The 25,436-nt window shown below is 62.1% G+C and carries 24 protein-coding genes; 15 read left to right on the top strand and 9 right to left on the bottom strand.

The annotated features are described in order from the left end of the window. Nucleotides 1–6: 6 nt before the first annotated feature. Genes AC2FML_RS01235 through AC2FML_RS01220 form a run of 4 tightly spaced genes read left to right on the top strand, consistent with a single transcriptional unit; the run spans nt 7 to nt 3,732 of the window. Nucleotides 7–576, top strand: a complete 570-nt coding sequence (locus AC2FML_RS01235; protein WP_496781625.1) for a disulfide bond formation protein B — start codon at nt 7–9, stop codon at nt 574–576. Between the two features lie 34 nt (nt 577–610). Next, nucleotides 611–970: a DUF3302 domain-containing protein gene (locus tag AC2FML_RS01230; RefSeq protein ID WP_093961840.1), complete on the top strand. Its 360-nt coding sequence runs from the start codon at nt 611–613 to the stop codon at nt 968–970. 21 nt (nt 971–991) lie between these two features. Next, nucleotides 992–2,137: an HlyD family secretion protein gene (locus tag AC2FML_RS01225; protein WP_496781623.1), complete on the top strand. Its 1,146-nt coding sequence runs from the start codon at nt 992–994 to the stop codon at nt 2,135–2,137. A gap of 2 nt (nt 2,138–2,139) precedes the next feature. Continuing rightward, entirely contained in the window at nt 2,140–3,732 is a 1,593-nt protein-coding gene (locus tag AC2FML_RS01220; protein WP_496781621.1) for an efflux transporter outer membrane subunit, read from the top strand. A gap of 3 nt (nt 3,733–3,735) precedes the next feature. Here AC2FML_RS01220 and mprF read toward each other — a convergent pair whose 3' ends face one another. Next, nucleotides 3,736–6,345 (bottom strand): bifunctional lysylphosphatidylglycerol flippase/synthetase MprF, encoded by a 2,610-nt coding sequence (gene mprF, locus AC2FML_RS01215; protein WP_496781620.1) that lies wholly within the window; start codon nt 6,343–6,345, stop codon nt 3,736–3,738. 101 nt (nt 6,346–6,446) lie between these two features. Continuing rightward, nucleotides 6,447–6,875, bottom strand: coding sequence for an Lrp/AsnC family transcriptional regulator (locus AC2FML_RS01210; protein WP_093961837.1), 429 nt, complete (start codon nt 6,873–6,875; stop codon nt 6,447–6,449). Between the two features lie 86 nt (nt 6,876–6,961). Between AC2FML_RS01210 and rocF the strand changes: the two genes are divergently transcribed. Genes rocF through ocd form a run of 3 tightly spaced genes read left to right on the top strand, consistent with a single transcriptional unit; the run spans nt 6,962 to nt 9,853 of the window. Continuing rightward, on the top strand, nt 6,962–7,882 hold the full coding sequence (gene rocF, locus AC2FML_RS01205; protein ID WP_496781619.1) for an arginase: 921 nt from the start codon (nt 6,962–6,964) through the stop codon (nt 7,880–7,882). Beyond that, nucleotides 7,882–8,802 carry a citrulline utilization hydrolase CtlX gene (ctlX, locus tag AC2FML_RS01200; protein WP_170433083.1) on the top strand — a complete coding sequence of 307 codons (921 nt, stop codon included), beginning with the start codon at nt 7,882–7,884 and terminating at the stop codon, nt 8,800–8,802. The genes rocF and ctlX overlap by 1 nt, the downstream gene beginning before the upstream one ends. A 10-nt stretch (nt 8,803–8,812) precedes the next feature. Beyond that, entirely contained in the window at nt 8,813–9,853 is a 1,041-nt protein-coding gene (gene ocd, locus AC2FML_RS01195) for an ornithine cyclodeaminase (protein WP_170461915.1), read from the top strand. Nucleotides 9,854–10,023: 170 nt separating this feature from the next. Here ocd and AC2FML_RS01190 read toward each other — a convergent pair whose 3' ends face one another. Genes AC2FML_RS01190 through AC2FML_RS01180 form a run of 3 tightly spaced genes read right to left on the bottom strand, consistent with a single transcriptional unit; the run spans nt 10,024 to nt 13,135 of the window. Beyond that, the gene (locus AC2FML_RS01190; RefSeq protein ID WP_170437255.1) at nt 10,024–11,427 is read right to left on the bottom strand and encodes a TRAP transporter large permease; all 1,404 of its coding nucleotides are present in this window, start codon (nt 11,425–11,427) and stop codon (nt 10,024–10,026) included. Between the two features lie 3 nt (nt 11,428–11,430). Further along, nucleotides 11,431–12,060, bottom strand: coding sequence for a TRAP transporter small permease subunit (locus tag AC2FML_RS01185; protein ID WP_170363648.1), 630 nt, complete (start codon nt 12,058–12,060; stop codon nt 11,431–11,433). A 58-nt stretch (nt 12,061–12,118) separates the two neighbouring features. Next, nucleotides 12,119–13,135, bottom strand: a complete 1,017-nt coding sequence (locus tag AC2FML_RS01180) for a C4-dicarboxylate TRAP transporter substrate-binding protein (protein WP_170582055.1) — start codon at nt 13,133–13,135, stop codon at nt 12,119–12,121. A 429-nt stretch (nt 13,136–13,564) separates the two neighbouring features. On the opposite strand from AC2FML_RS01180, the gene acs reads away from it, so the two are divergent. The 8 genes from acs (at nt 13,565) to AC2FML_RS01140 (ending at nt 22,970) form a co-directional block, all read left to right on the top strand. Beyond that, nucleotides 13,565–15,529, top strand: coding sequence for an acetate--CoA ligase (gene acs, locus AC2FML_RS01175; protein ID WP_496781617.1), 1,965 nt, complete (start codon nt 13,565–13,567; stop codon nt 15,527–15,529). Nucleotides 15,530–15,536: 7 nt separating this feature from the next. Then, nucleotides 15,537–16,220, top strand: coding sequence for an adenylate kinase (locus AC2FML_RS01170; protein ID WP_496781615.1), 684 nt, complete (start codon nt 15,537–15,539; stop codon nt 16,218–16,220). A gap of 182 nt (nt 16,221–16,402) precedes the next feature. After that, on the top strand, nt 16,403–16,687 hold the full coding sequence (locus tag AC2FML_RS01165) for a DUF4212 domain-containing protein (RefSeq protein ID WP_093962930.1): 285 nt from the start codon (nt 16,403–16,405) through the stop codon (nt 16,685–16,687). 15 nt (nt 16,688–16,702) lie between these two features. Beyond that, nucleotides 16,703–18,487, top strand: a complete 1,785-nt coding sequence (locus tag AC2FML_RS01160) for a sodium:solute symporter family protein (RefSeq protein WP_170461908.1) — start codon at nt 16,703–16,705, stop codon at nt 18,485–18,487. A gap of 108 nt (nt 18,488–18,595) precedes the next feature. After that, nucleotides 18,596–20,419, top strand: a complete 1,824-nt coding sequence (locus AC2FML_RS01155) for a DUF294 nucleotidyltransferase-like domain-containing protein (protein WP_496781613.1) — start codon at nt 18,596–18,598, stop codon at nt 20,417–20,419. A 30-nt stretch (nt 20,420–20,449) separates the two neighbouring features. Beyond that, the gene (locus tag AC2FML_RS01150; protein WP_170366953.1) at nt 20,450–20,968 is read left to right on the top strand and encodes a hypothetical protein; all 519 of its coding nucleotides are present in this window, start codon (nt 20,450–20,452) and stop codon (nt 20,966–20,968) included. 2 nt (nt 20,969–20,970) lie between these two features. Then, nucleotides 20,971–22,383 carry a 3'-5' exonuclease gene (locus AC2FML_RS01145; RefSeq protein WP_496781612.1) on the top strand — a complete coding sequence of 471 codons (1,413 nt, stop codon included), beginning with the start codon at nt 20,971–20,973 and terminating at the stop codon, nt 22,381–22,383. An 86-nt stretch (nt 22,384–22,469) separates the two neighbouring features. After that, a complete protein-coding gene (locus AC2FML_RS01140; protein ID WP_170371219.1) occupies nt 22,470–22,970 on the top strand; it encodes a flavin reductase family protein in 501 nt (166 codons plus the stop codon). On the opposite strand, the gene AC2FML_RS01135 is transcribed toward AC2FML_RS01140, so the two are convergent. Genes AC2FML_RS01135 through AC2FML_RS01120 form a run of 4 tightly spaced genes read right to left on the bottom strand, consistent with a single transcriptional unit; the run spans nt 22,971 to nt 25,397 of the window. Next, nucleotides 22,971–23,450, bottom strand: a complete 480-nt coding sequence (locus AC2FML_RS01135) for a DUF6505 family protein (RefSeq protein WP_170437244.1) — start codon at nt 23,448–23,450, stop codon at nt 22,971–22,973. It abuts the gene before it with no gap. Next, complete coding sequence (locus AC2FML_RS01130) at nt 23,447–24,145, bottom strand: biotin/lipoate--protein ligase family protein (protein WP_496781610.1); 699 nt, start codon at nt 24,143–24,145, stop codon at nt 23,447–23,449. Before AC2FML_RS01130 ends, AC2FML_RS01135 begins: the two co-directional genes overlap by 4 nt. Next, nucleotides 24,142–25,203, bottom strand: coding sequence for an Mrp/NBP35 family ATP-binding protein (locus AC2FML_RS01125; protein WP_170524130.1), 1,062 nt, complete (start codon nt 25,201–25,203; stop codon nt 24,142–24,144). The genes AC2FML_RS01130 and AC2FML_RS01125 overlap by 4 nt, the downstream gene beginning before the upstream one ends. Further along, nucleotides 25,200–25,397, bottom strand: a complete 198-nt coding sequence (locus AC2FML_RS01120; RefSeq protein WP_005983748.1) for a DUF6494 family protein — start codon at nt 25,395–25,397, stop codon at nt 25,200–25,202. The genes AC2FML_RS01125 and AC2FML_RS01120 overlap by 4 nt, the downstream gene beginning before the upstream one ends. Nucleotides 25,398–25,436 lie beyond the last annotated feature (39 nt).

Genomic DNA, 25,436 nt, shown 5'->3' with positions numbered 1-25,436 from the left:
ACGATCATGACACCTGAACTGTCCCGTACTCTGAATGCCCTAGGAATGCTGGCCGTCAGCCTTGTTCTGCTGCTGGCCTATGTCTACCAGCTCAAGCTGTACGAACTGCCCTGCCCGCTCTGCCTGTTGCAGCGAGTTGGCTTCGTCGCGGTTGGTGTTGGTCTGGGCCTGAACCTGCTTTATGGCCCGCGGCCCCAACACTATGCGATCATGCTGATTGCGGCCCTCTACGGCGGCAGCTTGTCGGTGCGGCAGATCCTTCTGCACATCGTGCCGGGAACCGGGCACTATGGCTCTCCGGTGTTGGGCCTGCACTACTATACTTGGGCTGCCATCTGCTTTTTTCTGATCCTGTTGGGCACCGCCATCATGCTGATGTTCGAGAAACAGTATGTCTCGGACACGCGCGCGGAACCACGCTTTGGCGGCAGCACATTGGCAAAGGTGGCGTTCTTCATCATGCTGGGTCTTGCGGTGCTGAACGCCGGTTCGACGCTGTTGGAATGCGGTCCGGGCATCTGCGCCGACCCGCCGACCAGCTACAAATTGATTGACGAACTGGACACCAACAACTGAGGATGGGGCAACCGTCCAGACAGGAGGCGCGACGATGGGACTACTGGGGCAGCCGCTGGGCTATTATGACTACCTGACATTCGTAGCGCTGATCCTACTGCTTGCGGCGGTCATGGCCTTGTTTCTGTTCATCATGGGCCTGCCCGGCCGCATCGCAATCAAACGGAACCACCCCCATGCCGAAGCCGTCAAACTGATGGGATGGATGGGATTTCTGGCGATCATCCCCTGGGTGCACGCCTTTATCTGGGCCTACCATGATGGCATGACCGTGGACATCCGCCGCTTGCCCGAGGGCGAGCGCGAAGCGATCCGCAAGGAGATCGAGCGCCTTGGCGGGCAGGTCAAGGACGAGTACCGGGCCCCTGCTGCAGACGACCCACAGAAAACCTGACGCCGAAGGAAATCCACCACTATGTTCGTCGCCCTCGGCATCACGCTTTTCTACATCATTTTTGTCTGGTTCATTTTCTTCAAAGCACAATGGCTCAAGTTCAACATTGTCTGGGGGATCGTGTCGTTCTGGGTCGGCGCCCATCTGCTGCTGATCTTCCTGGTCGCGCTGCGGTTCTTCCAACCCTTCTCGATCGACAGCCACGTGGTGCGGTCCACCATCCAGATCGTCCCGAAACTGACCCAACCGACCATCCTGACCGAGGTCTTGGTCGAACCCAACACGCCCATCACCAAGGGTGATCCGCTGTACCGGTTTGATGACACGGTGTTCAAGCTGGCCGTCGAGAACGCGCAGGCCCAACTGGTGGCTGCGGAGCAGAACGCCAAAATCCTTCAACAGGACGTGATCGCCTCGACCGAGGCGGTGGAGCGCGCCAATGCCCAGCTGGCTTATGCGATGACGCAGAAGGCGCGCTATGAAAACCTGGTGCCTGCCGGGGGTGCGCGTCAGGACGAGCTGGATCGCTGGAACGAACAAGTGACCGAAGATCAGGCTGCGGTCAAACAGGCTGAGGCCAATCTAAGAAAGGCGCAACTTGCGCAGGAATCACAGATCGAAGGAGTGAACACCGGTATCCTTCAGGCCAAGGCGCAGCTGGCCGAAGCACAGTATTTCCTCGATAATACAACGATCTACGCTCCTGAGAACGGTATGATCGTTTCGCAACAGGCCCGTCCCGGCCTTGTGGTCGGTGATATCCGACTTGGGGCCATCGCCAGCTTCGTGACTGAGGATTCGCCCTATATCCTGGCCACATACCGCCAGCAGAACCTGAAATTCGTCGAACCCGGTCAGCCTGTCGAGGTCGCGCTGGACCTGTACCCGGGTGAAATTCTGACCGGCAGGGTCGAGGCCATCTGGTGGGCCACCCGGCAGGGGCAATACCTGCCTTCTGGCCGCCTGCCGGGGTTCGAGCTGCCCAAAATTCCCGGGCGCATCGCGGTGCAGATTTCGGTCGACGTCCCCGAAGGGCATACCTTCCCCGCTGGCGGGCACGCGGCCGTGGCCATCTATACCGGGCAAGGCACAAGCTTCGAGTTTCTGCGCCGCATCAACATCCGCCTCTATTCCTTCGCCAACTTCATCCGACCGTTGGATATCTGAGCATGACACACATGAACCCGGACCATCCGCGCAGGCCACGAAACCGCCGCCACATGTTTGTTGGCACCGCGCTGAGCGCCGCGTTGCTGTTTGCATGCACCCCGGTCGGGCCGGATTTTGTGCGCCCCAACTCGCCGGTCGTGAAACAGTGGATGGAGGCCAACAGCCCTAGCGCCAGCCAGGCCAGCGGTCTGACATCACGCAGCGCCCCCGTGGTCAAATGGTGGCAGAGCTTCAATGATCCGACCCTGAACAAGCTGGTGGCCGAGGCCTATGCCCAGAACCTGACGCTTCAGGTCGCAGGCGCGCGCGTGTTGCAGGCCCGCGCGCAACTGGGCATCGCCTTCGGCGAGCTCTATCCGCAATCTCAGGCCGTGGGCGGATCATTGGAGCGGCGCCGGATCAGCGACAACCTCGGTCCCATTGCCGATATCAACCGGATCATTCCGCTGGATACCGAGTTTTCGACGTCGCAGGTGGGATTTGACGCCCAGTGGGAACTGGACGTCTGGGGCGCGCAGCGGCGCGGCGTGCAGGCGGCGCGATCGAACCTGGCGCTACAGGTCGCCAACTATGACGATGCGCTGGTGACGCTGACGGGCGATGTGGCCGCGCTGTACATCAACATCCGCGCCCTGCAGGAGTCGCTGGCCGTCGCGCGCGAGAACATCAAGCTGCAGCAGGAAGCCAATGATCTGACCCAGTTGCGGTTCAACAATGGTGTGACGACGGAATTGGATGTGCAGGAATCCACCGCCCTGCTGAACAACACCAAGGCGCTGGTGCCGACGCTGGAAAGCGATCTGCAGCAGGCCAAGAACGCGCTGGCGGTTCTGCTGGGCACGACACCGTCGCGCATGACCGGTCTGCTGGGAACGTCCGGGCGGATTCCGTCAGCAAGATCGAACGTCGCAGTCGGCGTTCCGGCCGAACTGCTGCGCCGCCGCCCCGACGTTCGCGCCGCAGAACTGGCCGCAGCCACGCAATCGGCGCAGGTGGGCATTGCCATGGCGGACCTGTATCCGCAGTTCATCCTGTCGGGCTCGATCGGCCTGCAGGCGTCGGGCGGGCGCGACCTGTTCAGCTCGAACAGTACCACGGGTCTGGCCAGCGCCGGCGTGGTCTGGAACGTTCTGAACTATGGGCGGATCAAGAACAACGTGCGCGCACAGGACGCCGCCTATCAGGCGCTGATCGCCAACTATCAGAACACCGTGCTGACCGCCTATTCCGAAGTCGAAAGCGCCATGGTCGCCTATGCCCAGGCGCGCAAGCAGGTGACGTTCTACCAACGCAGCGTCGACGCAGCGCGCAAGGCCGCCGACATCGCCGTCAGCCAGTATCGCGACGGCATCGCTGACTATTCCCGCGTCCTGAACACGCAGACCGCGCTTCTGCGCTCGCAAGCCAACCTGATCGAGGCGCGCCAGCAGGTGTCGTCGAACCTGGTCGCGGTCTACAAGGGGCTGGGCGGGGGCTGGCAGATCCGTCAGAACCAGGAGTTCCTGCCGGAAACCGTACTGGCCGAGATGTCCTATCGCACCGATTGGGGTGACCTGCTGCAGCAGGATCCGACACGGGCAAGTCTGAACTAGGCGCTATTTCGTCAGGCCCGTCAGGCCTCCAGAGATCAGGATGTTCACCTCGTACAGGATGCGCGGCGCGGCCAGACCGCCTGGGCTGGCCAGATAGTTGGGGCTCCACTCTGGGTCGAATTTCTGTTTGAAGGCGCGCAGCCCCTCGAAGTGGTAGAACTGCTCGCCGTGCTCGTAGACGAAGCCGCCGATCCGGTTCCACAGCGAGGCGAGTTGCCGGTTCTCGATCCCGGAAAACGGCGCGGCCCCCAATGAGAACCAATGAAACCCTTGGCCGGCGCCCCAGTTCATCATCTCGGCGAACAGAGCGTCCATGACAAAGCTGGGGCAGTCGGGCTCGTACCGCATCAGATCCAGCGACAATTCCGACTTGTTGCCACCCTGAAACAGGTTGGCAAAAGCCACGATATTGCCTGTCTCGCCGTTCTTCAGAACCGCATGATCGAAATAGGACAAATACTGCTCGTCGAACCCGCCCAGGGCAAAACCCTTTTCCGCGCCCGCCTTGCCTTCCAGCCAGTGATCCGAGATCTGGCGCAGCTCGGGCAGGACCGGTGCAAGCTGTTCTTTGGGAATGATCTCGAAGACATTTCCTTCACGCTCGGCCCGGTTCCGGGCCTGACGGAACCGCTTGCGGGATTTGCCGTCCAGCGTGAAGTCCTTCAGCGGAACCCGGGCAACCTCACCGATCTTGAGGATCGACAGCCCGAGGTCCAGAAACGTAGGCAGGTACTTGGTGGACACGCTGTAAAATGCGCAGAGCTTGCCTTCGGCATCGGCCATTTCGCGCAACTGCCAAATCAGCTGCTGGCCGGCGGCCTCATCGCCGACAGGCTCGCCCTTGCTGATCAACGCGTTGCCGGAATCGGCATAGGCCAGAAAGGCGCTTTCATCTGGCGCGATCAGGAACTGTTTGTCGCCGGTCAGGCTGATCTGCGCCTCGGTGTCTTCGCTGGCAAGCGACAAACGTTCGACCGCCGCAGGAATCTCGGTGCGGTGACGTGCGGGGATGGTGCGTCCGAACAGCGAGTTCACGGCCACCACCCCGACGATGACCGCCACCACCATGCTGGAGCGCAGGAACCGCGAGGCATCGCCATTCCATGCAAACTCCCACCACAACGCGTTTTCGTATTCGACATGGGAATAGGCGAACAACCCGATCCAGAAGATCACCGCCAGCAACGCGATCAGACTGACCAGCCAAGGAATGTTCAGCCGGAAGATAGAGGCGCCGCTTACCCGGTAGAAAGCCCCCCGAAACAGGGCCAACAAACCGATGGCTGCAAGCATTCCGATGGCCTCATGCGTATCCAGCCCCTTGGCCAGCGACGCGAAGAACCCGGCCAGCATCAGGATCATGGCAACGATCCATGCCCGGTAGAGCTTGCGGTACAGCCCCCGCGCCACAAGCAGCAGCAGAACGCCAATGGCGCTTCCGGCCAGATGCGATGCCTCGACGAAGGACAGGGGCAGAAACTCGCGCAGGATCCCCAGCTTCGTCGAGCTGGCAGGCAAGGTGCCGGACACCAGAAGAACCACACCGGCCACTGCCGCGATACCGGCAGCCACCATCGGCACGATTGGCCGGACGGCCCGATAGAACCAAGTGGCCGCGCCGCTGATGTGATGCCGATGTGCCAGCGCCGAAGCGATAGCAATCGACAGGCTTGCGATGGCAAATGGCAAAAACGTGTAGACAACCCGGTAAAGCAGCAACGCGGCAATCACGTCCGAGCGGCCCGAGGCCCCCAGCCCGGCGATCAACGTGGCCTCGAACACACCGATTCCGCCCGGCGCATGGCTGAGAATCCCAACTGCGATTGCGCAGATATAGATGGTGAAGAAATACGGATAACCGACGCCTAGATCGTCGGGCATCAGAACATAAAGAGCCATCGACGCGCCGAACAGATCCCCGATTGCGGCCAGTGTCAAAAGGCTGGCCAACTTGCCTCCGGGCAGGTCAAATCCCACTCCGCCAAAGGCCAGCCGACGCCCGCCTTTGGCCAGCCATACAAACAGAACCAGCAGACCGACCAGCAGGGCAACCCCGATGACCGTTTCAAGCGTTCCACTGATCGGCAGCGCTTGGGCGATCCCGTCTGGATGAAGCGTCATCATTCCGCCGAGGATCAGGATGAGGCCCATCCAGAAAGCCACCCATGATGTGGCGATCACACCAGCGACCCGTCCCAGATCCAACCCCAGAGACGCGTAGATCCGATAGCGGATCGCAGTGCCCGTGATGTACGAAAATCCGAGGCAATTCGACACCGCATAGCCGCTGGCCCCGGCCATGGCCGCGATGCGAAGGGGGACCGTTCCCCCCGCCACGCTCTGCACGGCGAAGACGTCATAGAAGGACAGAGACAGAAAACTGAAGGCCGTCCAGAAAACGGCAAGGAACATCACCCGCCAAGACGTTCCGGCAATGTCAGATTGCACGTCCGACCATTTCACATGGCTCGACAGGTCGTGCAGCACCGTCAACGCGATCAGCGTTATCACAACAGGTATCGCTAACCTGACGATCGGCTGCTCCAACAGACCGGTCACCCGGGCAATCAGGATTTCCGCCCGCGAGTTTTCGCCTGGGTCTGCTGTGCTCATATTGATTTCCCTGCCCATGGGCTTGATCAAGCCTGCGGGAAAACTCTTGCACAAATCGTTTGGTATTCAAAGCTATGCCGCGCTGGTGAATGGCGGGCGGTTCAGAAGCGGCCTTTTCGGGTGGACAGAAGCAGATTGGTCTCGGAGCGGGTCACGCCTTCGATGCGGCGGATCTGGAACAGAACCTCGTCCAGTTCGGCCAGCGTCTCGGTCCCAATCTCGGCGATCAGGTCCCATCCGCCATTGGTGGAATGCACCGCCCGCACCTGCCGCATCGCCGCGATCCGGGCCATGATGCGCTCGGTCCCGCGCCCTTCGATTTCCAGCATCATCAACCCGCGCACCGGGCTTTGCGCGACGTCGCGACGGGTCAGGACAGTAAAGCCCACAATCTCACCCGATTGCTTGAGCCGCTGCAGCCGGCTGCGCACGGTCGTCCGCGTTACACCCAGCACTTCTGCAAGCTCTGACAGGGACGCGCGAGCATCTCGGTGAAGGGCGCTGAGCAAGCGGCTGTCCAGATCGTCCATTCCGTGTTTCCAATTTGGATTTTCGGATTTCATTTTGAGCATTTTGCCTCCTTCACGCAACCCGCATTGCACCGCTAAATGAACGTATGGATACCAAATCAGTCATTCTCGTTGGCGCCGGCATGGACGTCGGCAAGCGGCGCCAGGGTTGCCGGATGGGACCCGACGCGTACCGCGTGGCCGGAATCGCCGAGGCGCTGTCAGACCTCGGGCACACGGTCACAGACTTTGGCGACACCCGCCCGGACACTGTCGACACTCCGCAACATGATCACCTCTTTGCCCTACCCGAATGCGTAGGGTGGACTCGGGCTTTGAAACGGGTCGCGCAACAGGCGGCCCAACAAGGTCTGCCGATCTTCATGGGCGGGGACCACGCCCTGTCGATGGGCACAGTCTCGGGCATGGCCGCCCATGCGCAGCAGATCGGGCGCCCGTTGTTCGTGCTTTGGCTGGACGCGCACAGCGATTTCCACACGCCCAACAGCACCGACAGCGGCAACCTGCATGGCACGCCGGTCGCCTATTTCATCGGTCAGCCTGGGTTCGACGCTTTCCCCGCTTTGGATGCTCCGATACCCACGGACCGCGTCGGCATGATCGGCCTGCGCTCGGTCGATCCGGCCGAGCGCGCGGCGCTGGAGAAAGACCGCGCCATGCTGGCCGACATGCGCAGCATCGACGAACACGGCATCAAGGCCCCGCTAATGGCCTTTCTGGACCGCGTCCGCGCCGCGAACGGTATTCTGCATGTCTCGCTGGACGTGGATTTCCTTGACCCCGCCATCGCGCCGGCCGTCGGCACCACCGTTCCCGGCGGTGCGACCGAACGCGAAGCGCATCTGGCCATGGAACTGCTGCACGAAAGCGGGCTGGTCTGCTCGCTGGACCTGGTCGAGCTGAACCCTTTTCTCGATGAACGCGGCCGCACCGCCAAACTGATGGTCGACCTAGCCGCCTCGCTGCTGGGGCGCCGCATCTTCGACCGCATTACCCGGAGCTTCTGATGCATTCCCTTCAGGCCCCTTCGGCGGTGGTCATGATCCGGCCACACGCCTTTGCCTCGAACCCCGAGACCCGTGACGACAATGCGTTCCAGACGCTGGCCAACCGCTCGGCCGAGGCGACCTCGGCCGCCGCCCGCGACGAGCATGACCGCGCGGTCGAGCAACTGCGCAACGCCGGCGTGACCGTGCATGTGTTCGACGATTTCGGTGACAACGACACGCCCGACAGCGTGTTTCCGAACAACTGGTTCTCGACCCATCCGGGCGGACACGTGGCGATCTATCCGATGTTCGTCCCCTCGCGCCGGCGCGAACGGCGGATGGATGTGATCGAGATGCTGAAACGCGACTATCGCGTACAGGACGTGATCGACTATTCCGGGCTCGAGCAGGACAACCTCGCGCTGGAGGGCACCGGTGCGATGGTGCTCGATCACGTCGGGCGCATTGCCTATACCGTCAAATCCAACCGCGCCGACCCGGTGCTGCTGGAACGGTTCTGCACCCATTTCAACTACGAGCCCATCGCCTTCGAGGCCCGCGACGCGCAAGGCCGCGATGTCTATCACACCAATGTTCTGATGGGGATCGGCACGCATTACGCCCTGATCTGTCTGGACATGATCACCGACCCCGAGCGGCGCGCGACCGTTCGGGCGCGGCTCGAGGAATCCGGCCGCACGGTGATCGACCTGACCCACGACCAGATCGCCGAATTTGCCGGTAACGCCATCGAACTGACAGGCCGCGACGGGCTGGTTCTGGCGCTGTCCAGCCGGGCATTGGCCGCGCTGCGCCCGGATCAGATCGACATCATCCAGGACAGCGCGACGCCCCTGCCGTTGTCCGTTCCCACCATCGAAACCGCCGGCGGGTCGGTGCGCTGCATGATCGCAGGCATCCACCTGTCACGCCGCTAGGAGAGACCCCATGCAACCTTCCGACAAGGCGCTTGTTCCCTTCGTATCCGTCGACAACATGATGCGGCTGATTCACCACATCGGTGTCGAAAGAATGATCACCGAGATCGCCGCCCAGATCGAGGAGGACTTCAAACGGTGGGAGAGCTTTGACAAGACCCCGCGCATCCCGGCTCATTCCCCGCATGGCGTGATCGAACTGATGCCCACTTCGGACGGCGAGGCCTATGGGTTCAAATATGTGAACGGCCACCCCAAGAACACGTCCGAAGGGTTGCAGACCGTCACCGCGTTCGGCCTGCTTGCGGACGTGTACACCGGGTATCCGACTCTGCTGACCGAGATGACGATGCTGACGGCGCTGCGCACCGCGGCCACTTCGGCGCTGGTCGGCAAGTACCTAGCCCCCAAGAATGCGTCCACGATGGCGATGATCGGCAATGGCGCGCAGTCCGAATTCCAATGCCTGGCCTTCAAGGCCATGTGCGGGATTGATACCGTTCGCCTTTACGACATCGATCCCGCCGCCACCGCGAAATGCGCGGCCAATCTGCAAGGGACCGGGTTGAAGGTGGTTTCGTGTCGCTCGGCCGAAGAGGCGATCGAGGGCGCGCAGATCATCACCACCTGCACCGCCGACAAGAAATATGCCACCATCCTGACCGACAACATGGTCGGCCCGGGCGTGCACATCAATGCGATCGGAGGCGACTGCCCCGGAAAGACCGAATTGCATCGCGACATTCTTCTGCGGTCCGACATCTTCGTGGAATACCCCGAGCAGACCCGGATCGAAGGTGAAATTCAAGCGCTGGACCCTGACCACCCGGTCACCGAGATGTGGCAGGTCATCACCGGCCAGGCGGAAGGTCGCCGTGACGACCGGCAGATCACTCTGTTCGACAGCGTTGGTTTCGCGATCGAGGACTTCTCGGCCCTGCGCTACGTCAAGCGCGCGATCGAGGGAACCGAGTTTTTCGAGCCCCTGGACATGCTGGCGGACCCGGACGATCCGCGCGACCTGTTTGGCATGCTCATGCGGGCCAAGTGAGCCGTATCGCCCTGTTTTGCGGTTAGGCCGGATGGGGGCGCTGCCCCCGCTCAGTCTTTGCGACACTGAGGTATTGGGTCCACTGAGGCACCGAGATTTCGTGCCGCCCGAATTTTCTATGCGCGCGGCAGAGCCACGCATCAAAGCCCGTGCCTGGATTGCCCAAAACCTCAGCCGGCAAGCGATGGCAGATACAGAACGATCGCCGGAAACGCGACCAGCAGCGCAATCGTCACCGCATCAGCGACGAAGAACGGAGCAACGCCCTTGAACACGTCCTGAACGCTCAGGTCTGGGCGCACGCCGGCGACCACGAAGCAGTTCAGGCCGATTGGCGGCGTGATCAGACAGAACTCGGCCATCTTGACCACCAGAATACCAAACCAGATCGCACACATGGGGCCCGACATGCCAAATGTGCTGTCGGCCGCGCTTACCGCCTCGCCCCCGTTCAGGGCCATGACGGCAGGATAGACCACCGGCAGAGTCAGCAGCAGCATCCCGATTGCATCCATGAACATGCCAAGCACGGCATACGCCAACAGGATACAGATCAGGATCAGCATGGGTGACATATGGAGGGAAGTGATCCAATCCGAGAACGCTCCGGGCAGGTCGGCGAAACCCAGAAAGCGCACGTAGATCAAGACACCCCAGATGATCGAGAAGATCATCGCCGTCAGCTTGGCGGTTTCCAACAGCGCCGACTTCAGCTCGGTCCAGCGCATGCCGTGAAACAGAGCAAAGCAGAACACGATGAATGCACCGATTGCGCCGCCCTCGGTCGGCGTTCCCCACGCCTTGTCACCGAATGGGTTGTAGACAAAACAGATGATGATCAGGATTACCGCGAAGATCGGCAGCGCACCGGGCAACGCGGCAAAGCGCTGTTTCCAGGTAAAGCCACGCACCGGCGGACCCACGTTTTTGAAGAAAACCGCGATACCGATGATCAGCAATCCGTAGATCACCGCTGAAAACGCACCGGGGATGAACCCGGCGAGCAGCAGTTTGCCTACGTCCTGCTCGACGATGATCGCGTAGATCACGAGGATCGCGGAAGGTGGGATCAGCGACGCCAAAGTACCGCCTGCGGCCACGACGCCTGCGGCAAACCTTTTGTTGTAGCCGACGTCCAGCATCTCGGGGATGGCAATGCGGGCAAAGACGGCCGACGTAGCCACTGACGCGCCTGACACGGCTGCAAAGCCGGCCGTCGCGAAAACCGTGGACACCGCCAAACCACCCGGCACCCAGGCGACCCAGCGCTTGGCCGCTTCGAACAACGCCCGGGTCAATCCCGCGTAATAGGCCAGGTATCCGATCAGGATGAAAGTTGGGATCAGGCTGAGCGTGTGCGAGGCCACTTTGGAATGCGGCACCTGCCCCGCCGTCTTGACGGCAACGGTCAAAGCCTTACCAAACCGATCCGGGTCGTATCCGAATTTGGCCCAGAATATCCAGACCAGCCCTACCAGCCCTGCAAGGCCTGCGGCAAACGCAACGCGCATGCCCCCGACGACAAGAACCAGCAGGCCGCCCGTGACCCACAGGCCGATTTCAATCGTGTCCATTTGTCAGTCCTGCCTCTCAAACTGCTCGGCTTCGGCCGCGGCCTGCGCGGCGGCGTCCTGGATCAGCGGCACCGCAACCGGAGTTTCCAGCCCCAAAAGGAACGCCCGACCATACCCCCAGATCTGGAGACACAACCGCAGACACAAAACGGAGAAGGCAACTGGCGCCAACAGCTTGGCGGGCCAGATCGGAATACCAATGTCGATCGAGCTGTCACGGCTCCACATCGGTGCGCCGAAATCAAACGATCGATCGAAATGGGACCAGCTGCCCCAGACCAAAGCCAACATCAGGACCAGGATCAGTACGACCGAAATCAGCTCGAACAACCACATTGCGCGCCCGTGCAGCCGTGCGATCACGATGTCCATGCGGATGTGCCCGCCGTCCCGCTGCACATAGGAAATGCCAAGAAACGCGATCAGAGGCATGGCCTGCTCGATCCAGTCGACATAGCCCGGCAATGGCGCGTTGATCGCGTTGCGTCCGCTGACGGACACAACAGCCAACACCATCAAACCGAAAACGGCGATGCCGCTGAGAAGGGCCAGAAATCGTTCAAGTCGCAGCAATTGCCGGTCGAGACGGCTCAGGAGGCTGCCGTCCTCCAATACCGTGGCGTGTCCTGCCATCCGGTTGTCCCCTGTTCCAGATGATCCCGGGGGCGTTTCAGCCCCCGGCTGTTTTTTATCAGTTGCCGCCGCGCTGCTGCTTCAGCGTTGCCTGCACCAGGTCGTAAAGATCCTGCGCCGGCAGGCCTTGGGCGGACATGTCAGCAATCCACTGGTCGCGGATCGGGTCGGCCGCCTTGGCACGGAACTCGTCCAGAACGGAGTCATCGATCATCACTTTCTCAACGCCCTTTTCTTCGAGCACGCCATCCCACTTTTTCAGAAGCTCACCGTAGTTGGTCAGGTAGTGGTCAATCGCCTCGTCGATCGAGCTGTCCAGCGCCTCACGGTGCTCGGGCGGCAGTGCTTCATAGGCGTCGATGTTCACGACCACTGGGCAGTTCACCGTGCCGGGGTTCAGGTTCGCGGTCCACCAGTCGGCCTCATTGATGGTGCCGAACGACAGGTGTGCGTGCTGAGCAAATGCAACGGTGTCCACAACACCGGACTGCATCGCATTATAGGCTTCGGTCGCCGGAACCGATGTCGGAACGGCACCAACGGCCTCGAACGCCTGACCAAGGCCCCCGGTCGCACGAACGCGCATACCTTCAAACTCTGCCAGTTCGTCACGCGGCTCGCCTGTCCCGACCAGATTGTACTGCGGCATCGGCGAGGTCATGAGGATCCGAGCGTTCCACTGAGCCATCTCTTCCTTGACCGCAGGGTGATCGTAGACCGCGTGGCTGACGGCCACTTCCTCATCCAGTGTGTTCACACCCAGGAACGGCAGTTCCAGGACGGTGATCGCGCGGTTCTTGTCGCGATGGTAACCAGCGCAGAACTGGGCCATCTCGAAGGCGCCGATTTCGATGCCGTCCAGGTTTTCCTTGGGCTTGGAAAGGCCGCCATAGCTGACGTTGATGGTGAACGCGCCATCGGTTTTCTCGCTGACCAGTTCGGCCAGTTTCTCAACATGTTCGGTGAAGGCGCGGCGCTTGCCCCAGACCGAGGCATTCCACTCGGTCGCAGCCGCCTCGGTGACAAAAGCAACGCCAAGGGCGGCGATGGCCGCTCCGCTCAACATCTTGTTCATAATGATCTCTCCCATTGGTGCACCCCCTCCCGGGGCGCTTGAGAGTAAAGCTAGCGCCAACATCGACACGTGCCAAGCCCCGCCGCCCGAATGGTGCACCCGTGAAAGCGTTGATTTCTGCACGGCCCAGAAAGCCCCGCCGACACGTTCGACCCACAGGAGAAAAGGTGTCACACTGGGCCGTTAACAACTCCATAATCTGTAAATAATTGTTTTTTATCATGTTATCGCAAACTCAACTCGGTCGAATTTACAAAATGGCTCGAGAAACGGAAACTTGTTTACAAACAAATCCAAGGATTACGGCAATTTATTTCTTTCTTTTCTCGAAGGCGTATTATCCCGACCGGGGAGGAAACGGATCGACAATGCCAATCAATTGGGCAAACTCGGTCCACCTGAAGTCCAGTCAGAGGGAGGAGCCTCAGAATGACCACCGCTGCCCAGGCAGAAGCCAAGGTATTTCCGCCATCCGCAGAAACCGTCGCCCGCGCTCATGTCGATGCCGAAAAATACACCCAGATGTACGAGGCATCTGTCAACGACCCCGTGAAATTCTGGGGTGAGCATGGCAAGCGGATCGACTGGATCAAGCCTTACACTCAGGTCAAGGACGTCAACTACGATTTCGGCTCGGTCAAGATCAACTGGTATGCCGACGGCACGCTGAACGTCTCGGCCAACTGCCTGGACCGTCACCTGAAGACCCGCGGCGATCAGACCGCGATCATCTGGGAACCGGATGATCCGAATGACGAAGCCCAGCACATCACCTATGCCGAGCTGCACCGCCGCACCTGCCGCATGGCGAACATTCTGGAATCGATGGGCGTGCGCAAAGGCGACCGGGTCGTCATCTATCTGCCGATGATCCCCGAGGCCGCCTATGCCATGCTCGCCTGCGCACGCATTGGCGCGATCCACTCGATCGTGTTTGCCGGCTTCTCGCCCGACGCGCTGGCCGCTCGGGTCAACGGTTGTGACGCCAAGGTCATCATCACCGCCGACGAGGCCCCGCGCGGCGGCCGCAAGACTCCGCTGAAATCGAACGCCGACGCCGCCCTGCTGCACTGCAAGGACACGGTAAAGTGTCTGGTGGTCAAGCGCACCGGTGGCCAGACGACCTGGATCGACGGGCGCGACTACGACTACAACGAAATGGCGCTGGAGGCCGACGATTATTGTGCGCCGGCCGAGATGAACGCTGAAGATCCGCTGTTCATCCTTTACACCTCGGGCTCGACCGGACAGCCGAAAGGCGTGGTGCACACCACCGGCGGCTACCTGGTTTATGCCGCGATGACCCACGAAATCACCTTCGACTATCATGACGGCGACATCTACTGGTGTACGGCGGACGTGGGCTGGGTCACCGGCCACAGCTATATCGTCTATGGCCCGCTGGCCAATGGCGCGACCACACTGATGTTCGAAGGCGTGCCGACCTATCCCGACGCCTCGCGGTTCTGGCAGGTTTGCGAGAAGCACAAGGTCAACCAGTTCTACACCGCCCCCACCGCGATCCGCGCGCTCATGGGTCAGGGCAACGAGTTCGTAGAAAAATGCGACCTGAGTTCCCTGAAAACGCTCGGCACGGTGGGCGAACCCATCAACCCCGAGGCCTGGAACTGGTACAATGAGGTGGTCGGCAAGGGGAAATGTCCGATCGTCGACACCTGGTGGCAGACCGAGACCGGCGGCCACATGATGACCCCCCTGCCCGGCGCGCATGCGACCAAGCCCGGTTCGGCGATGAAACCCTTCTTTGGCGTTCAACCCGTCGTGCTGGATCCGCAGTCGGGCATCGAGATCACCGGCAACGGGGTCGAAGGCGTGCTGTGCATCAAGGACAGCTGGCCGGGCCAGATGCGCACCGTGTGGGGCGACCATGAGCGGTTCGAGAAGACCTATTTCTCGGACTACAAGGGGTATTACTTCACCGGTGACGGCTGCCGCCGCGACGAAGATGGCGATTACTGGATCACCGGCCGCGTCGATGACGTCATCAACGTGTCTGGCCACCGCATGGGTACCGCCGAAGTCGAAAGCGCACTGGTGGCTCACGCCGCCGTCGCCGAAGCGGCCGTCGTTGGTTATCCCCATGAAATCAAGGGCCAAGGCATCTATTGCTACGTCACCCTGATGAATGACCGAGAGCCCTCGGATGAATTGCTGAAAGAGCTGCGCACATGGGTCCGGACAGAAATCGGACCGATCGCCAGCCCTGACGTGATCCAATGGGCTCCGGGCCTGCCCAAGACCCGTTCGGGCAAGATCATGCGCCGCATTCTGCGCAAGATCGCCGAGAACGACTTCGGCTCGCTGGGCGATACCTCGACCCTGGCCGACCCGTCCGTCGTCGAAGATCTGATCGCCAACCGGGCCAACAAGTGAGGGCGTGATGCAGGCTGAAACAATCACAAAGCCCGCTGTCCTGATCCTTCTCGGCCCTCCGGGCGCCGGGAAGGGCACACAGGCGCGAATGCTGGAACAGAAATTCGGCCTTGTGCAACTCAGCACGGGCGACCTGCTGCGCGCCGCGGTTGCTGCCGGAACCGAGGCCGGAAAGGCCGCGAAAGCAGTGATGGAAGCCGGCGACCTGGTCAGCGACGACATCGTCATCGCAATCCTGCGCGATCGCATTGCCGAGCCCGATTGCGCGTGCGGTGTCATCCTGGACGGGTTTCCCCGTACCACGGTTCAGGCCGAAGCGTTGGACAAGCTGCTGGCCGAAAACGGGCAGAAGGTGAATGCGGCCATCAGCCTCGAGGTCGAGGACGCCGAGATGGTCACCCGGATCGCCGGACGCTACACCTGCGCAATGTGCGGTGAAGGCTACCACGATCAGTACAAGCAGCCGAAGGTGGACGGTGTTTGTGACAAGTGCGGCAGCACCGAATTCAGCCGCCGCGCCGATGACAATGCCGAAACCGTGGCGTCCCGGCTGGAGGCCTATCACGAACAAACCGCGCCTTTGATCGACTACTACAAGGATCGCGGCGTACTCGGAAAACTGGATGCCATGGGGCAGATCGATCAGATCGCCCGTGGCCTGGAAAGCATCGTGGGCGACGCGATGCGGTAAGGGGAAGAGGACTCCCCAAAGCGGGCACTGACCCCGACACGAGTTTCTTCAACGGAACCGCTCTGGCGGACCGGAGAAGCTTTGCCTGGCGCCATCGCGGCGCTCGGCGCAATCGAATGGCGGCCCTACGCCGGAGGACAAATGCACCGGGCCGCCCTGGAGGAACCAAGGAGGAAACCGCAATGGCGGATAATTCAACAAACTCCGCGCAGACTGCCGAGTCCGACAAGGGCTATTGGCAGGCAAACCTGCGTCTCATCTACATCAGCCTCATCATCTGGGCGCTGGTGTCTTTCGGGTTCGGCATTCTGCTGCGCCCGTTGCTGTCGGGCATCGCCGTCGGCGGCACCGACCTGGGCTTCTGGTTCGCGCAACAGGGATCGATCCTGGTCTTTCTGGCGCTGATCTTCTTCTACGCCTGGCGCATGAACAAACTGGATGCCGAATACGGCGTCGAAGAAGAATAAGGGAGCCAGGGGACAATGGATCAGTTTACCATCAACCTGCTGTTTGTGGGCGCGTCGTTCGCGCTCTACATCGGCATCGCGATCTGGGCCCGCGCGGGGTCCACGTCGGAATTCTATGCCGCCGGGCGCGGCATTCACCCGGTCACCAACGGCATGGCCACGGCAGCAGACTGGATGTCGGCGGCCTCGTTCATCTCGATGGCGGGCCTTATTGCCTTTACCGGCTATGACAACAGCTCGTTCCTGATGGGCTGGACCGGCGGCTACGTGCTGCTGGCGCTTCTGCTTGCGCCCTATCTGCGCAAGTTCGGCAAGTTCACCGTGTCCGAATTCATCGGCGATCGCTTCTACAGCCAGACCGCGCGCGTCGTGGCGGTGATCTGTCTGATCGTGGCCTCGGTCACCTACGTGATCGGCCAGATGACCGGCGTGGGCGTGGCCTTTGGCCGCTTTCTGGAAGTGTCGAACACCACCGGTCTGCTGATCGGCGCGGGCGTCGTGTTTGCCTATGCGGTGTTCGGCGGCATGAAGGGCGTGACCTATACCCAGGTCGCTCAGTACTGCGTGCTGATCACCGCCTACACCATTCCGGCGATCTTCATCTCGCTGCAGCTGACCGGCAACCCGATCCCGGCCCTGGGCCTGTTCGGCGACACCGCCGGCGGTGAGCCGCTGCTGACCAAGCTGGACGCCATCGTGGCCGAGCTGGGCTTTGCGGAATACACCGCTCATCATTCGAACACGCTGAACATGGTTCTGTTCACCCTGTCGCTGATGATCGGCACCGCCGGCCTGCCGCACGTCATCATGCGCTTCTTCACCGTTCCCAAAGTGTCGGACGCCCGCTGGTCGGCCGGTTGGGCGCTGGTGTTCATCGCGCTGCTGTACCTGACCGCCCCCGCGGTTGGTGCCATGGCCCGTCTGAATATCACCGACATGATGTGGCCGAACGGGGGCATCGAAGGCGGCGCTGTATCGCTGGAGCAGATCGACAACGATGCCCGTTATGACTGGATGGCCACATGGCAGAAAACCGGCCTGCTGGGCTGGGAAGACAAAAACGGCGACGGCAAGATCCAGTACTACAACGACAAGAACGCCGACATGCAGGCGCTTGCCGAAGAAAAGGGCTGGGTCGGCAACGAGTTGACCAATTTCAACCGCGACATCCTGGTTCTGGCCAACCCCGAAATCGCCAACCTGCCGGGTTGGGTGATCGGTCTGGTCGCGGCCGGTGGTCTTGCGGCTGCGCTTTCGACCGCTGCGGGCTTGCTGCTGGCAATCTCGTCGGCGGTGTCGCACGACCTGATCAAGGGCTCGATCAACCCGAGCATCTCGGAGAAGGGCGAGCTTCTGGCGGCGCGGATCGCAATGGCCGTGGCCATCGTGGTTGCCACCTATCTGGGCCTCAACCCTCCGGGCTTTGCGGCGCAAACCGTGGCGTTGGCTTTCGGTCTGGCGGCGGCCTCGATCTTCCCGGCGCTGATGATGGGGATCTTCTCGACCCGCATCAACAACACCGGCGCGGTCGCGGGCATGCTGGCTGGTCTGACCGTCACCCTGGTCTACATCTTCCTGCACAAGGGCTGGCTGTTCATTCCGGGCACCAACTCGTTCACCGATGCAGACCCGCTGCTGGGTCCGATCAAATCGACCTCGTTCGGTGCGATCGGCGCCATGGTCAACTTCGGCGTCGCCTATGTGGTTGCCGGCATGACCAAGGAAACCCCGCAGGAGATCAAGGATCTGGTCGAAAGCGTGCGCATTCCCCGTGGTGCGGGCGCGGCTCAGGACCACTGAGCCGGATGCGGTCCGCGATGATGCATCACGGGCCGTTTCCCTCGACCAACTTTTCCCGCCCGGCTAAACCCCGGGCGGGGCTTTTCATTCAAGCGGACGGGCGAACCCATGGCGCTTTCACCTGAACAGATCACCCGGTTCCTGAAATCCGTGCACCCCTATGACGCGCTGCCTGTCGAGGAACTGGCCGACATCGCCGCCCGGATCGAAGCGCGTGAAATCCCAAAAGGAACCGTCATCTATCACCGCGGCGCGCAGTCGCCCGGCCTGTTCATCATCTACGAAGGCCAGGTCGAGATCACCGACGAAAACGGCGCGGTCGTATCCCATCTGGGCCTGCGCAACTCGTTCGGCGAACGTGGTCTGATGCGCGACGGGCGCGCGGTGACCACAGCAACGGCTGACGCGCCCTCGGTTCTGCTGATCATCCCAACTGACCTATTTTCCGATTTGCTCCAGCGTCACGTCGTCGTCGCCAAATTCTTCAATCGGGCCCGCCCTGCGCGACCTGAACAGCAATCACTGGCCACCACCCGGGTCGAGACCCTGATGGCGCGCAAGCCGGCCACATGCACCCCGGATACGTCCGTTCAGGAAGCCGCGCGCCTGATGCGCGACCGGGGCATTTCGTCGGTCTGCATCACCGAGCGCGGGGCGTTGCGCGGCATTGCCACGGTTCGGGACCTGTCGGGCAAGGTCGTGGCGGGCGCCCTGCCCCCGACGACCCCGGTGTCACAGATCATGACCCCGGACCCGCTGACCCTGTCGCCCGGCGACATCGGCTCGGACGTGCTGCACGCGATGCTGGAACGCGGTATCGGCCATATCCCCATCACCGAGGGCGGGCGCTTGGTCGGAATCGTCACCCAGACCGACCTGACCCGGTTCCAGGCGGTCAGCTCGGCCGAACTGGTCAGCCGCATCGCGCAGGCCGGGTCGGCGACCGAGATGGCCGCGGTCACGGCCGAGATCCCGAACCTGCTGGTGCAACTGGTGGCGGCGGGCAACCGGCACGAAATCGTCACCCGCCTGATCACCGACATCGCTGACGCCGCGACGCGCCGGCTGCTGGCGCTGGCCGAGCAGAAACTCGGCCCGGCGCCCGTCCCCTATCTTTGGCTGGCCTGCGGCTCGCAAGGCCGGCAGGAGCAGACAGGCGTATCCGACCAGGACAATTGCCTGATGCTGGATGACAGCGTCACCGATGCCGACCTGCCCTATTTCGAGGCGCTGGCCAAATTCGTGTCCGACCGGCTGGATACCTGCGGGTATTTCTATTGCCCCGGCGACATGATGGCGACCAATCCGCGCTGGCGGCAGCCGGTCCGGGTCTGGCGCGACTATTTCAACGGCTGGATCGCCAAGCCCAACCCCGAGGCGCAGATGCTGGCCTCGGTCATGTTCGACCTGCGCCCCATCGGTGGCCGGTTCGAGCTGTTTTCCGACCTGCAGGCCGAAACCCTGCGCGCGGCGCGGGCGAACTCGATCTTCGTTGCGCACATGATCTCGAATTCTCTGAAGCACACGCCGCCGCTGGGCCTGCTGCGCGGGATCGCCACGATCCGCTCGGGCGAGCATCGCAACACGCTGGACCTCAAGCACAACGGCGTGGTCCCGGTGGTCGATCTGGGCCGCGTCTACAGCCTGCAGGGTGAATTGACCGAGGTGAACACCCGCGCGCGCCTCAAGGCCGCTGAGGCCGCCAGGGTGCTCAGCCCGTCGGGCGCGCGGGACCTGCTCGATGCCTATGACCTGATCGCGGAAACCCGGTTGAACCATCAGGTCAAACAGATCAGGAATGGCGACAAGCCAGACAACTATCTTGCGCCGTCGGAACTGTCGGACTTTGAGCGAAGTCATCTTCGGGACGCGTTTGTCGTGGTAAAGACGATGCAATCCGCGGTCGGGCACGGCAAGGGGATGCTGGGGTAAAGACCCCGGCAGGAAGAACGGAGGAGGAAGATGTTTCTTGAGCTGATCGGCACGATCTTTGCGGGTTTTGCCATCGCGGGCCTCGTGATGGGTTTGAACCGGCTGACCGGTGGCCGCCTGCCGAAATGGTCGGCTCCGGTTGCAGCCGGTTTGGGCATGATCGCAGTCACGATCATCAGCGAGTATTCGTGGTACGACCGCACCCGTGACGCCCTGCCCGAGGGCCTGACCGTCGTGCAGGAGGTCGAAAGCCGCGCGCTCTATCGCCCCTGGACCTATGCGGTGCCGTATGTCGACCGGTTCGCGGCCGTCGATACGGCCTCGTTGCGGACCAATGCGCAGGTGCCGGATCAGCGCCTGATCGACCTGTACTTCTTTGGCCGCTGGGCGCCGGTATCCAAGATGCCGATCGCGGTGAACTGCGCCGAATACAGCCGGGCAAGTCTGGCCGATGGGGCCGAGTTCTCGGATGACGGGCGTCTGGTCGGTGCCGATTGGGTGCCGGTTGGCCAGGATGATCCGGTGGTCTCCGCTACTTGTGAGGCCTAACCATGCTGACCCGCCTGAGCCTGCGCCTGAGAATTTTTCTGTTCTTCTGCTTGCTTGCCGCGGGTGGCATCGCCATCACTCTGATCGCGCTTTGGCTTGGCCTGCGCCGGGCCGATCCCGCGGACATGACCAGCGCCTTCGTGTTCAGCGGCCTGCTGATCTCGTTTGGCTTGCTTGGGCTGGTCGCTGGTGTCTGGCTGCTGTTCGACGACAACGTGGCCAAACCGATCGAACGCCTGTCGGCGCAGCTGCGTGCGCGTGCACATGCGGGGGTGGATACCGATCTTGACCTGCAGGCGGCACGCTATCTGGGTGATCTGGCCCCCGCTGCCGCCAGCCTTGCCGAACGACTGGCCACCACCGCCCTGTCCACCGCCGAAGCCGTTGCCGCCGAAACCGCGCATCTGGCGTCAGAGAAAGAACGTCTGACCGCGCTTCTGTCCGAGATCCCGGTCGCGATGCTGCTGGCGGGGCCAAACCACCAGATCGTTCTGTACGACGCGCAGGCCGCCGAGGTTCTGGCGCAGATCGCCCATCCCCGCTTGAACGCCTCGCTGTTCGACTATCTCGAACGCAAACCTCTGCTGGACGCTTATGAGAAGCTGGGGAAAACCGGCATGGATGTCTATTGCACCCTCGCCAGCGTGGACGGGCGCCAAACCTACACGGCACGCATGAAACCGCTGGGCGATGCGCCGGGCTATATGCTGATCTTCGAAGACAGCGTCGCCCGCATTCCGCCAGAGGCCGCGCGCCCTCTGGTCTATGATTTCGATCTTCTGGACACCCCAGGCGACGAGGCGTTCGAAAACCGCCCGCTATCGCAACTGTGCTTTGTGGTCTTCGACACCGAAACCACCGGTTTGCTGCCGCACAAGGACGAGATCGTGCAGATCGGTGCCGTCCGTGTCGTCAAGGGGCGCATCGTCGAGGGCGAGCGGCTGGACACGCTGGTCAATCCGGGCATTCCGATCCCACCCGCTTCGACCAAGGTTCACAAGGTCAGTGACCGTATGGTGCAGGACGCGCCCGATATCGCGCAAGCCGGGCGCATGTTCCACCACTTCGCCCGTGATGCCGTGATCGTGGCGCATAACGCACCATTCGACATGGCGTTTCTGCGCCGTCATGCCAAGCGCATGGAAGTGACTTGGGATCACCCCATCCTGGACACGGTTCTGCTGTCAGCGGTCCTTTTCGGAGCCAGCGAAACCCATACGCTCGACGCTTTGTGCGAAAGACTGGGCGTGGAAATCCCCGAGACGCTCCGCCACACGGCTTTGGGGGATGCGGTTGCGACGGCTGAAGCATTGGTGCGGATGCTGCCGATGCTGGCTGCACGCGGTATGCAGACATTCGGCGACGTGATCGTAGAAACCCGCAAGCACGGTCGGCTGCTGGAAGACCTGAACTGAATCAGCCTATTGATCGCGATACAGCTTTTCGTGGACAATTCTGCTGCGGCATGGCACCCCGTGCCCGGCCACCAAACGAGCGCGCGATGACCGAAAGAACATTCAAACCCGGACCCGATCAAAGCATGGCCTTCCGCGAGGCTCTCGGGTGCTTTGGCACTGGTGTGACGGTCGTCACGACCAGCACCCCGGACGGTCCCTCGGCCATCACCGTCAACTCGTTTGCATCAGTGTCGCTGGATCCACCATTGGTCCTGTGGTGTCTGGCAAAAGAGTCGAACCGTTACGGGGCCTTTCAAGCAGCGCAACATTACTCGATCCATGTCGTGGCCGAGGATCAGCAGGATCTGGCCCTTCGTTTTGCCCGCAATGGCCTCGATTTCTCGCATGCAGACTGGTCCCCGGATCACAAAGGTCGGCCGCAGCTGAGCCAGTGTCTGGCCCGATTTGACTGCACATTGTCTGCCCGCCACGAGGCCGGGGATCATCTGATTCTCGTGGGAGAGGTCGAACAGGTCATGTACCGCACCGGCAAAGGCTTGATCTTCAAGCGCGGACAGTTCGGCGGTTTTGCCGACCTTTTGTAATTACTCGTCCAATGACCCGTGCACGGCAAAGGCCTCCAACTCGGCCTCTTGCGGCGTGATCACGCGAAACGCCTCGTGAACGCCGGACTCGGTCAGGCTGCGGGCAACGGTCAGCAGGGTGTTGGGGGCATGATCGTCACACATCTCGGACATATGGGCCAGCTCGGCCCGGGCCACGTCCAGCGCCGCCTCGACCGAGGGCGCGCCGTAAAGGCGCACGAAATGCTCGGCCAGGTTGGTGGCCAGCCGCTCCATCTCGGCCGGTTCGATCTGCGTCACCGCCACGAAGGTCACGCGCCCGAAGGTTTCAAGCCCCAGCCACCCGTTGGCAAAGGCTTGACGCGCCTTGCCGGCCAGGTCTGCCTCGCCCCAGTTCGAAAACTCGAACCCGCCCGAGATGCACCACTCGCCCGTTCGGGCGGGTGAGTGAAAGACGTTCAGGTCGCTTTCGTCGAAATGAATGGCGCGGGCCAGGTTCAATGGGCGTCCTCCAACAGACGGGTCAAGGGAACAAGCTGCGTATCCGCACCGTTCCGCAACAGCATGCCGAACCGCTCATCGGCCCCGAGAAACACGCCGCGATCACCATAGGGCTCTCCGACGCCCTGCAGCAAGCCCATCCATTCCCCGTGCAACGGCGCGTTGCCATCCTCGGACCAGCGGTTCAGCCAGGTCAGCATGTGACGCGACCAGCTCTCGACCAGCTGCACCGGGGACACATCTGCGCAGCCTTCGTCATACAGGGCTGTCACATCGGGCGACTTGCCCGGCTCGTCCCCGGTTTGCAGCAAGGCCAGTTCCCAGCCGACGACCAGCCAGTCGGGCACGGTTTCCGAGTCGGAGGTAGACGCGGCCACACGAAATCGGCCACAGCGGGCCCCGTTGACGAAAATCGGACCATCCCAGCCCAGATGAACCGCCACCTCGGGCGGAGCCAGCGCGCCCAGCGCGTTCTGGAACCCGACGGCGCACAGCGGCAGCATGGCCATGGCGTCCTGCAAGGGCACCTCGGGCGCAAAGACGATGGCCGCGCGCAGGCGATCCGCCTGGATGTTGTAGACGACGCTGCCCGCATCGCAGCCCAGCGCCGCCATGGCCTGCGCATGGTCGAACGGGTCTTCCCCACCCTGCACCGGGTGTCCGGACAGCAACGGGGGAAAGACCGGCTGCGTCATGCCTTGCCCGCGGCGATCAGGTCGCGGGCGATCTTGCGGAAGGCCTCGGCCTGCGGGCTGTCGGGTTTGCTGACCACGATCGGCGCCCCGCCATCGGCGGCCACTCGGATATCCAGATGCAGAGGGATTTCTCCCAGCAACGGCACACCCAGTTCGGCGGCTTCGGCGGCGACGCCCCCATGGCCGAACACATGTTCCTCGTGCCCGCAGTTCGAGCAGATATGCGTGGACATGTTTTCGATCATGCCGACGATCGGAGTTTTCAGCTGGCGGAACATGTCGATGCCCTTGCGCGCGTCGATCAGGGCCACGTCCTGCGGGGTCGAGACGACGATCGCCCCGTCCACCTTGAACTTCTGGCTCAGCGTCAGCTGCACGTCACCGGTGCCGGGCGGCAGATCGACGATCAATACGTCCAACGCGCCCCATTGCACCTGGCTCATCATCTGCTGCAGCGCGCCCATCAGCATCGGGCCACGCCAGACCACCGCCTGACCTTCGTTGGTCATCAACCCCATCGACATCATGGTGACCCCGTGATTGCGCAGCGGCAGAATGGTCTTGCCATCGGGGCTCGCCGGCCGTCCGGACACGCCCAGCATGCGCGGCTGCGAAGGTCCGTAGACATCAGCATCCAGCAATCCAACGCGCCGCCCTTCGGCCGCCAGTGCACAGGCCAGGTTGGCCGAAACGGTCGATTTTCCGACCCCGCCCTTGCCCGAGGCCACGGCGATGATCCGGTCAACCCCCGGCACCGCCTGCGGCCCGGTCTGCGAGGGCTTGGGCTTGGGTTTCAAATCCGGCGGCGCCTTGTCGGAATGCGCGGTCAGCAGGGCTGAGACCTTGGCCACCCCGTCGACCATCTGCGCCGCCTTTTCGGCCGTGGCGCGTACCGGTTCCATCTTGTCGGCATTCTTGGGGTCGATCTCGAGAACGAAGCGCACGGTGTCGCCCTCGACATTCAGCGCGCGGACCACGCCCGCGCTGACGATGTCCTGCCCCGAAACCGGGTCGGTGATCTTTTTCAGGTTCGCCAGAACCGCGTCGCGGATGCTCATGCGTCGCCGTCCTTGATCTGGCCTGTCACCACGTGTTCGACATCCAGGCCGTCGATCGTCAGGACCATCTTGGCCTCAAAGCTTTTGCCCGCCGGATCGCCCGCCTTGCGCAGCGCATCTTCGATGGCCTGCTGGCTGGTCACGCCAACCTGTTTGAGGAATTTGCGCATCGACATGTTGTAATCGCCGCTCATCGCCGTGTGTCTCCGTCTTGTTCGTTCATTTGACGCATT

This window comes from Ruegeria sp. BHSC029 (assembly GCF_059613085.1).
The sequence above is the reverse complement of the archived record's forward strand: the minus strand, read 5'-3'. Positions and strand labels throughout refer to the sequence as shown.

Excerpts from the sequence above, each read along its gene's own strand:
- mprF (WP_496781620.1), bottom strand. The coding sequence starts at position 6,345 with ATGAGCACAGCAGACCCAGGCGAAAACTCGCGGGCGGAAATCCTGATT.
- AC2FML_RS01140 (WP_170371219.1), top strand. The coding sequence starts at position 22,470 with ATGACCGAAAGAACATTCAAACCCGGACCCGATCAAAGCATGGCCTTC.
- AC2FML_RS01210 (WP_093961837.1), bottom strand. The coding sequence starts at position 6,875 with ATGGACGATCTGGACAGCCGCTTGCTCAGCGCCCTTCACCGAGATGCT.
- AC2FML_RS01230 (WP_093961840.1), top strand. The coding sequence starts at position 611 with ATGGGACTACTGGGGCAGCCGCTGGGCTATTATGACTACCTGACATTC.
- rocF (WP_496781619.1), top strand. The coding sequence starts at position 6,962 with ATGGATACCAAATCAGTCATTCTCGTTGGCGCCGGCATGGACGTCGGC.
- AC2FML_RS01130 (WP_496781610.1), bottom strand. The coding sequence starts at position 24,145 with ATGACGCAGCCGGTCTTTCCCCCGTTGCTGTCCGGACACCCGGTGCAG.
- AC2FML_RS01150 (WP_170366953.1), top strand. The coding sequence starts at position 20,450 with ATGTTTCTTGAGCTGATCGGCACGATCTTTGCGGGTTTTGCCATCGCG.
- ctlX (WP_170433083.1), top strand. The coding sequence starts at position 7,882 with ATGCATTCCCTTCAGGCCCCTTCGGCGGTGGTCATGATCCGGCCACAC.
- AC2FML_RS01235 (WP_496781625.1), top strand. The coding sequence starts at position 7 with ATGACACCTGAACTGTCCCGTACTCTGAATGCCCTAGGAATGCTGGCC.
- AC2FML_RS01180 (WP_170582055.1), bottom strand. The coding sequence starts at position 13,135 with ATGAACAAGATGTTGAGCGGAGCGGCCATCGCCGCCCTTGGCGTTGCT.
- AC2FML_RS01170 (WP_496781615.1), top strand. The coding sequence starts at position 15,537 with ATGCAGGCTGAAACAATCACAAAGCCCGCTGTCCTGATCCTTCTCGGC.
- AC2FML_RS01120 (WP_005983748.1), bottom strand. The coding sequence starts at position 25,397 with ATGAGCGGCGATTACAACATGTCGATGCGCAAATTCCTCAAACAGGTT.
- AC2FML_RS01220 (WP_496781621.1), top strand. The coding sequence starts at position 2,140 with ATGACACACATGAACCCGGACCATCCGCGCAGGCCACGAAACCGCCGC.
- AC2FML_RS01185 (WP_170363648.1), bottom strand. The coding sequence starts at position 12,060 with ATGGCAGGACACGCCACGGTATTGGAGGACGGCAGCCTCCTGAGCCGT.
- AC2FML_RS01225 (WP_496781623.1), top strand. The coding sequence starts at position 992 with ATGTTCGTCGCCCTCGGCATCACGCTTTTCTACATCATTTTTGTCTGG.
- AC2FML_RS01145 (WP_496781612.1), top strand. The coding sequence starts at position 20,971 with ATGCTGACCCGCCTGAGCCTGCGCCTGAGAATTTTTCTGTTCTTCTGC.
- AC2FML_RS01155 (WP_496781613.1), top strand. The coding sequence starts at position 18,596 with ATGGCGCTTTCACCTGAACAGATCACCCGGTTCCTGAAATCCGTGCAC.
- AC2FML_RS01160 (WP_170461908.1), top strand. The coding sequence starts at position 16,703 with ATGGATCAGTTTACCATCAACCTGCTGTTTGTGGGCGCGTCGTTCGCG.
- AC2FML_RS01125 (WP_170524130.1), bottom strand. The coding sequence starts at position 25,203 with ATGAGCATCCGCGACGCGGTTCTGGCGAACCTGAAAAAGATCACCGAC.
- acs (WP_496781617.1), top strand. The coding sequence starts at position 13,565 with ATGACCACCGCTGCCCAGGCAGAAGCCAAGGTATTTCCGCCATCCGCA.
- ocd (WP_170461915.1), top strand. The coding sequence starts at position 8,813 with ATGCAACCTTCCGACAAGGCGCTTGTTCCCTTCGTATCCGTCGACAAC.
- AC2FML_RS01190 (WP_170437255.1), bottom strand. The coding sequence starts at position 11,427 with ATGGACACGATTGAAATCGGCCTGTGGGTCACGGGCGGCCTGCTGGTT.
- AC2FML_RS01165 (WP_093962930.1), top strand. The coding sequence starts at position 16,403 with ATGGCGGATAATTCAACAAACTCCGCGCAGACTGCCGAGTCCGACAAG.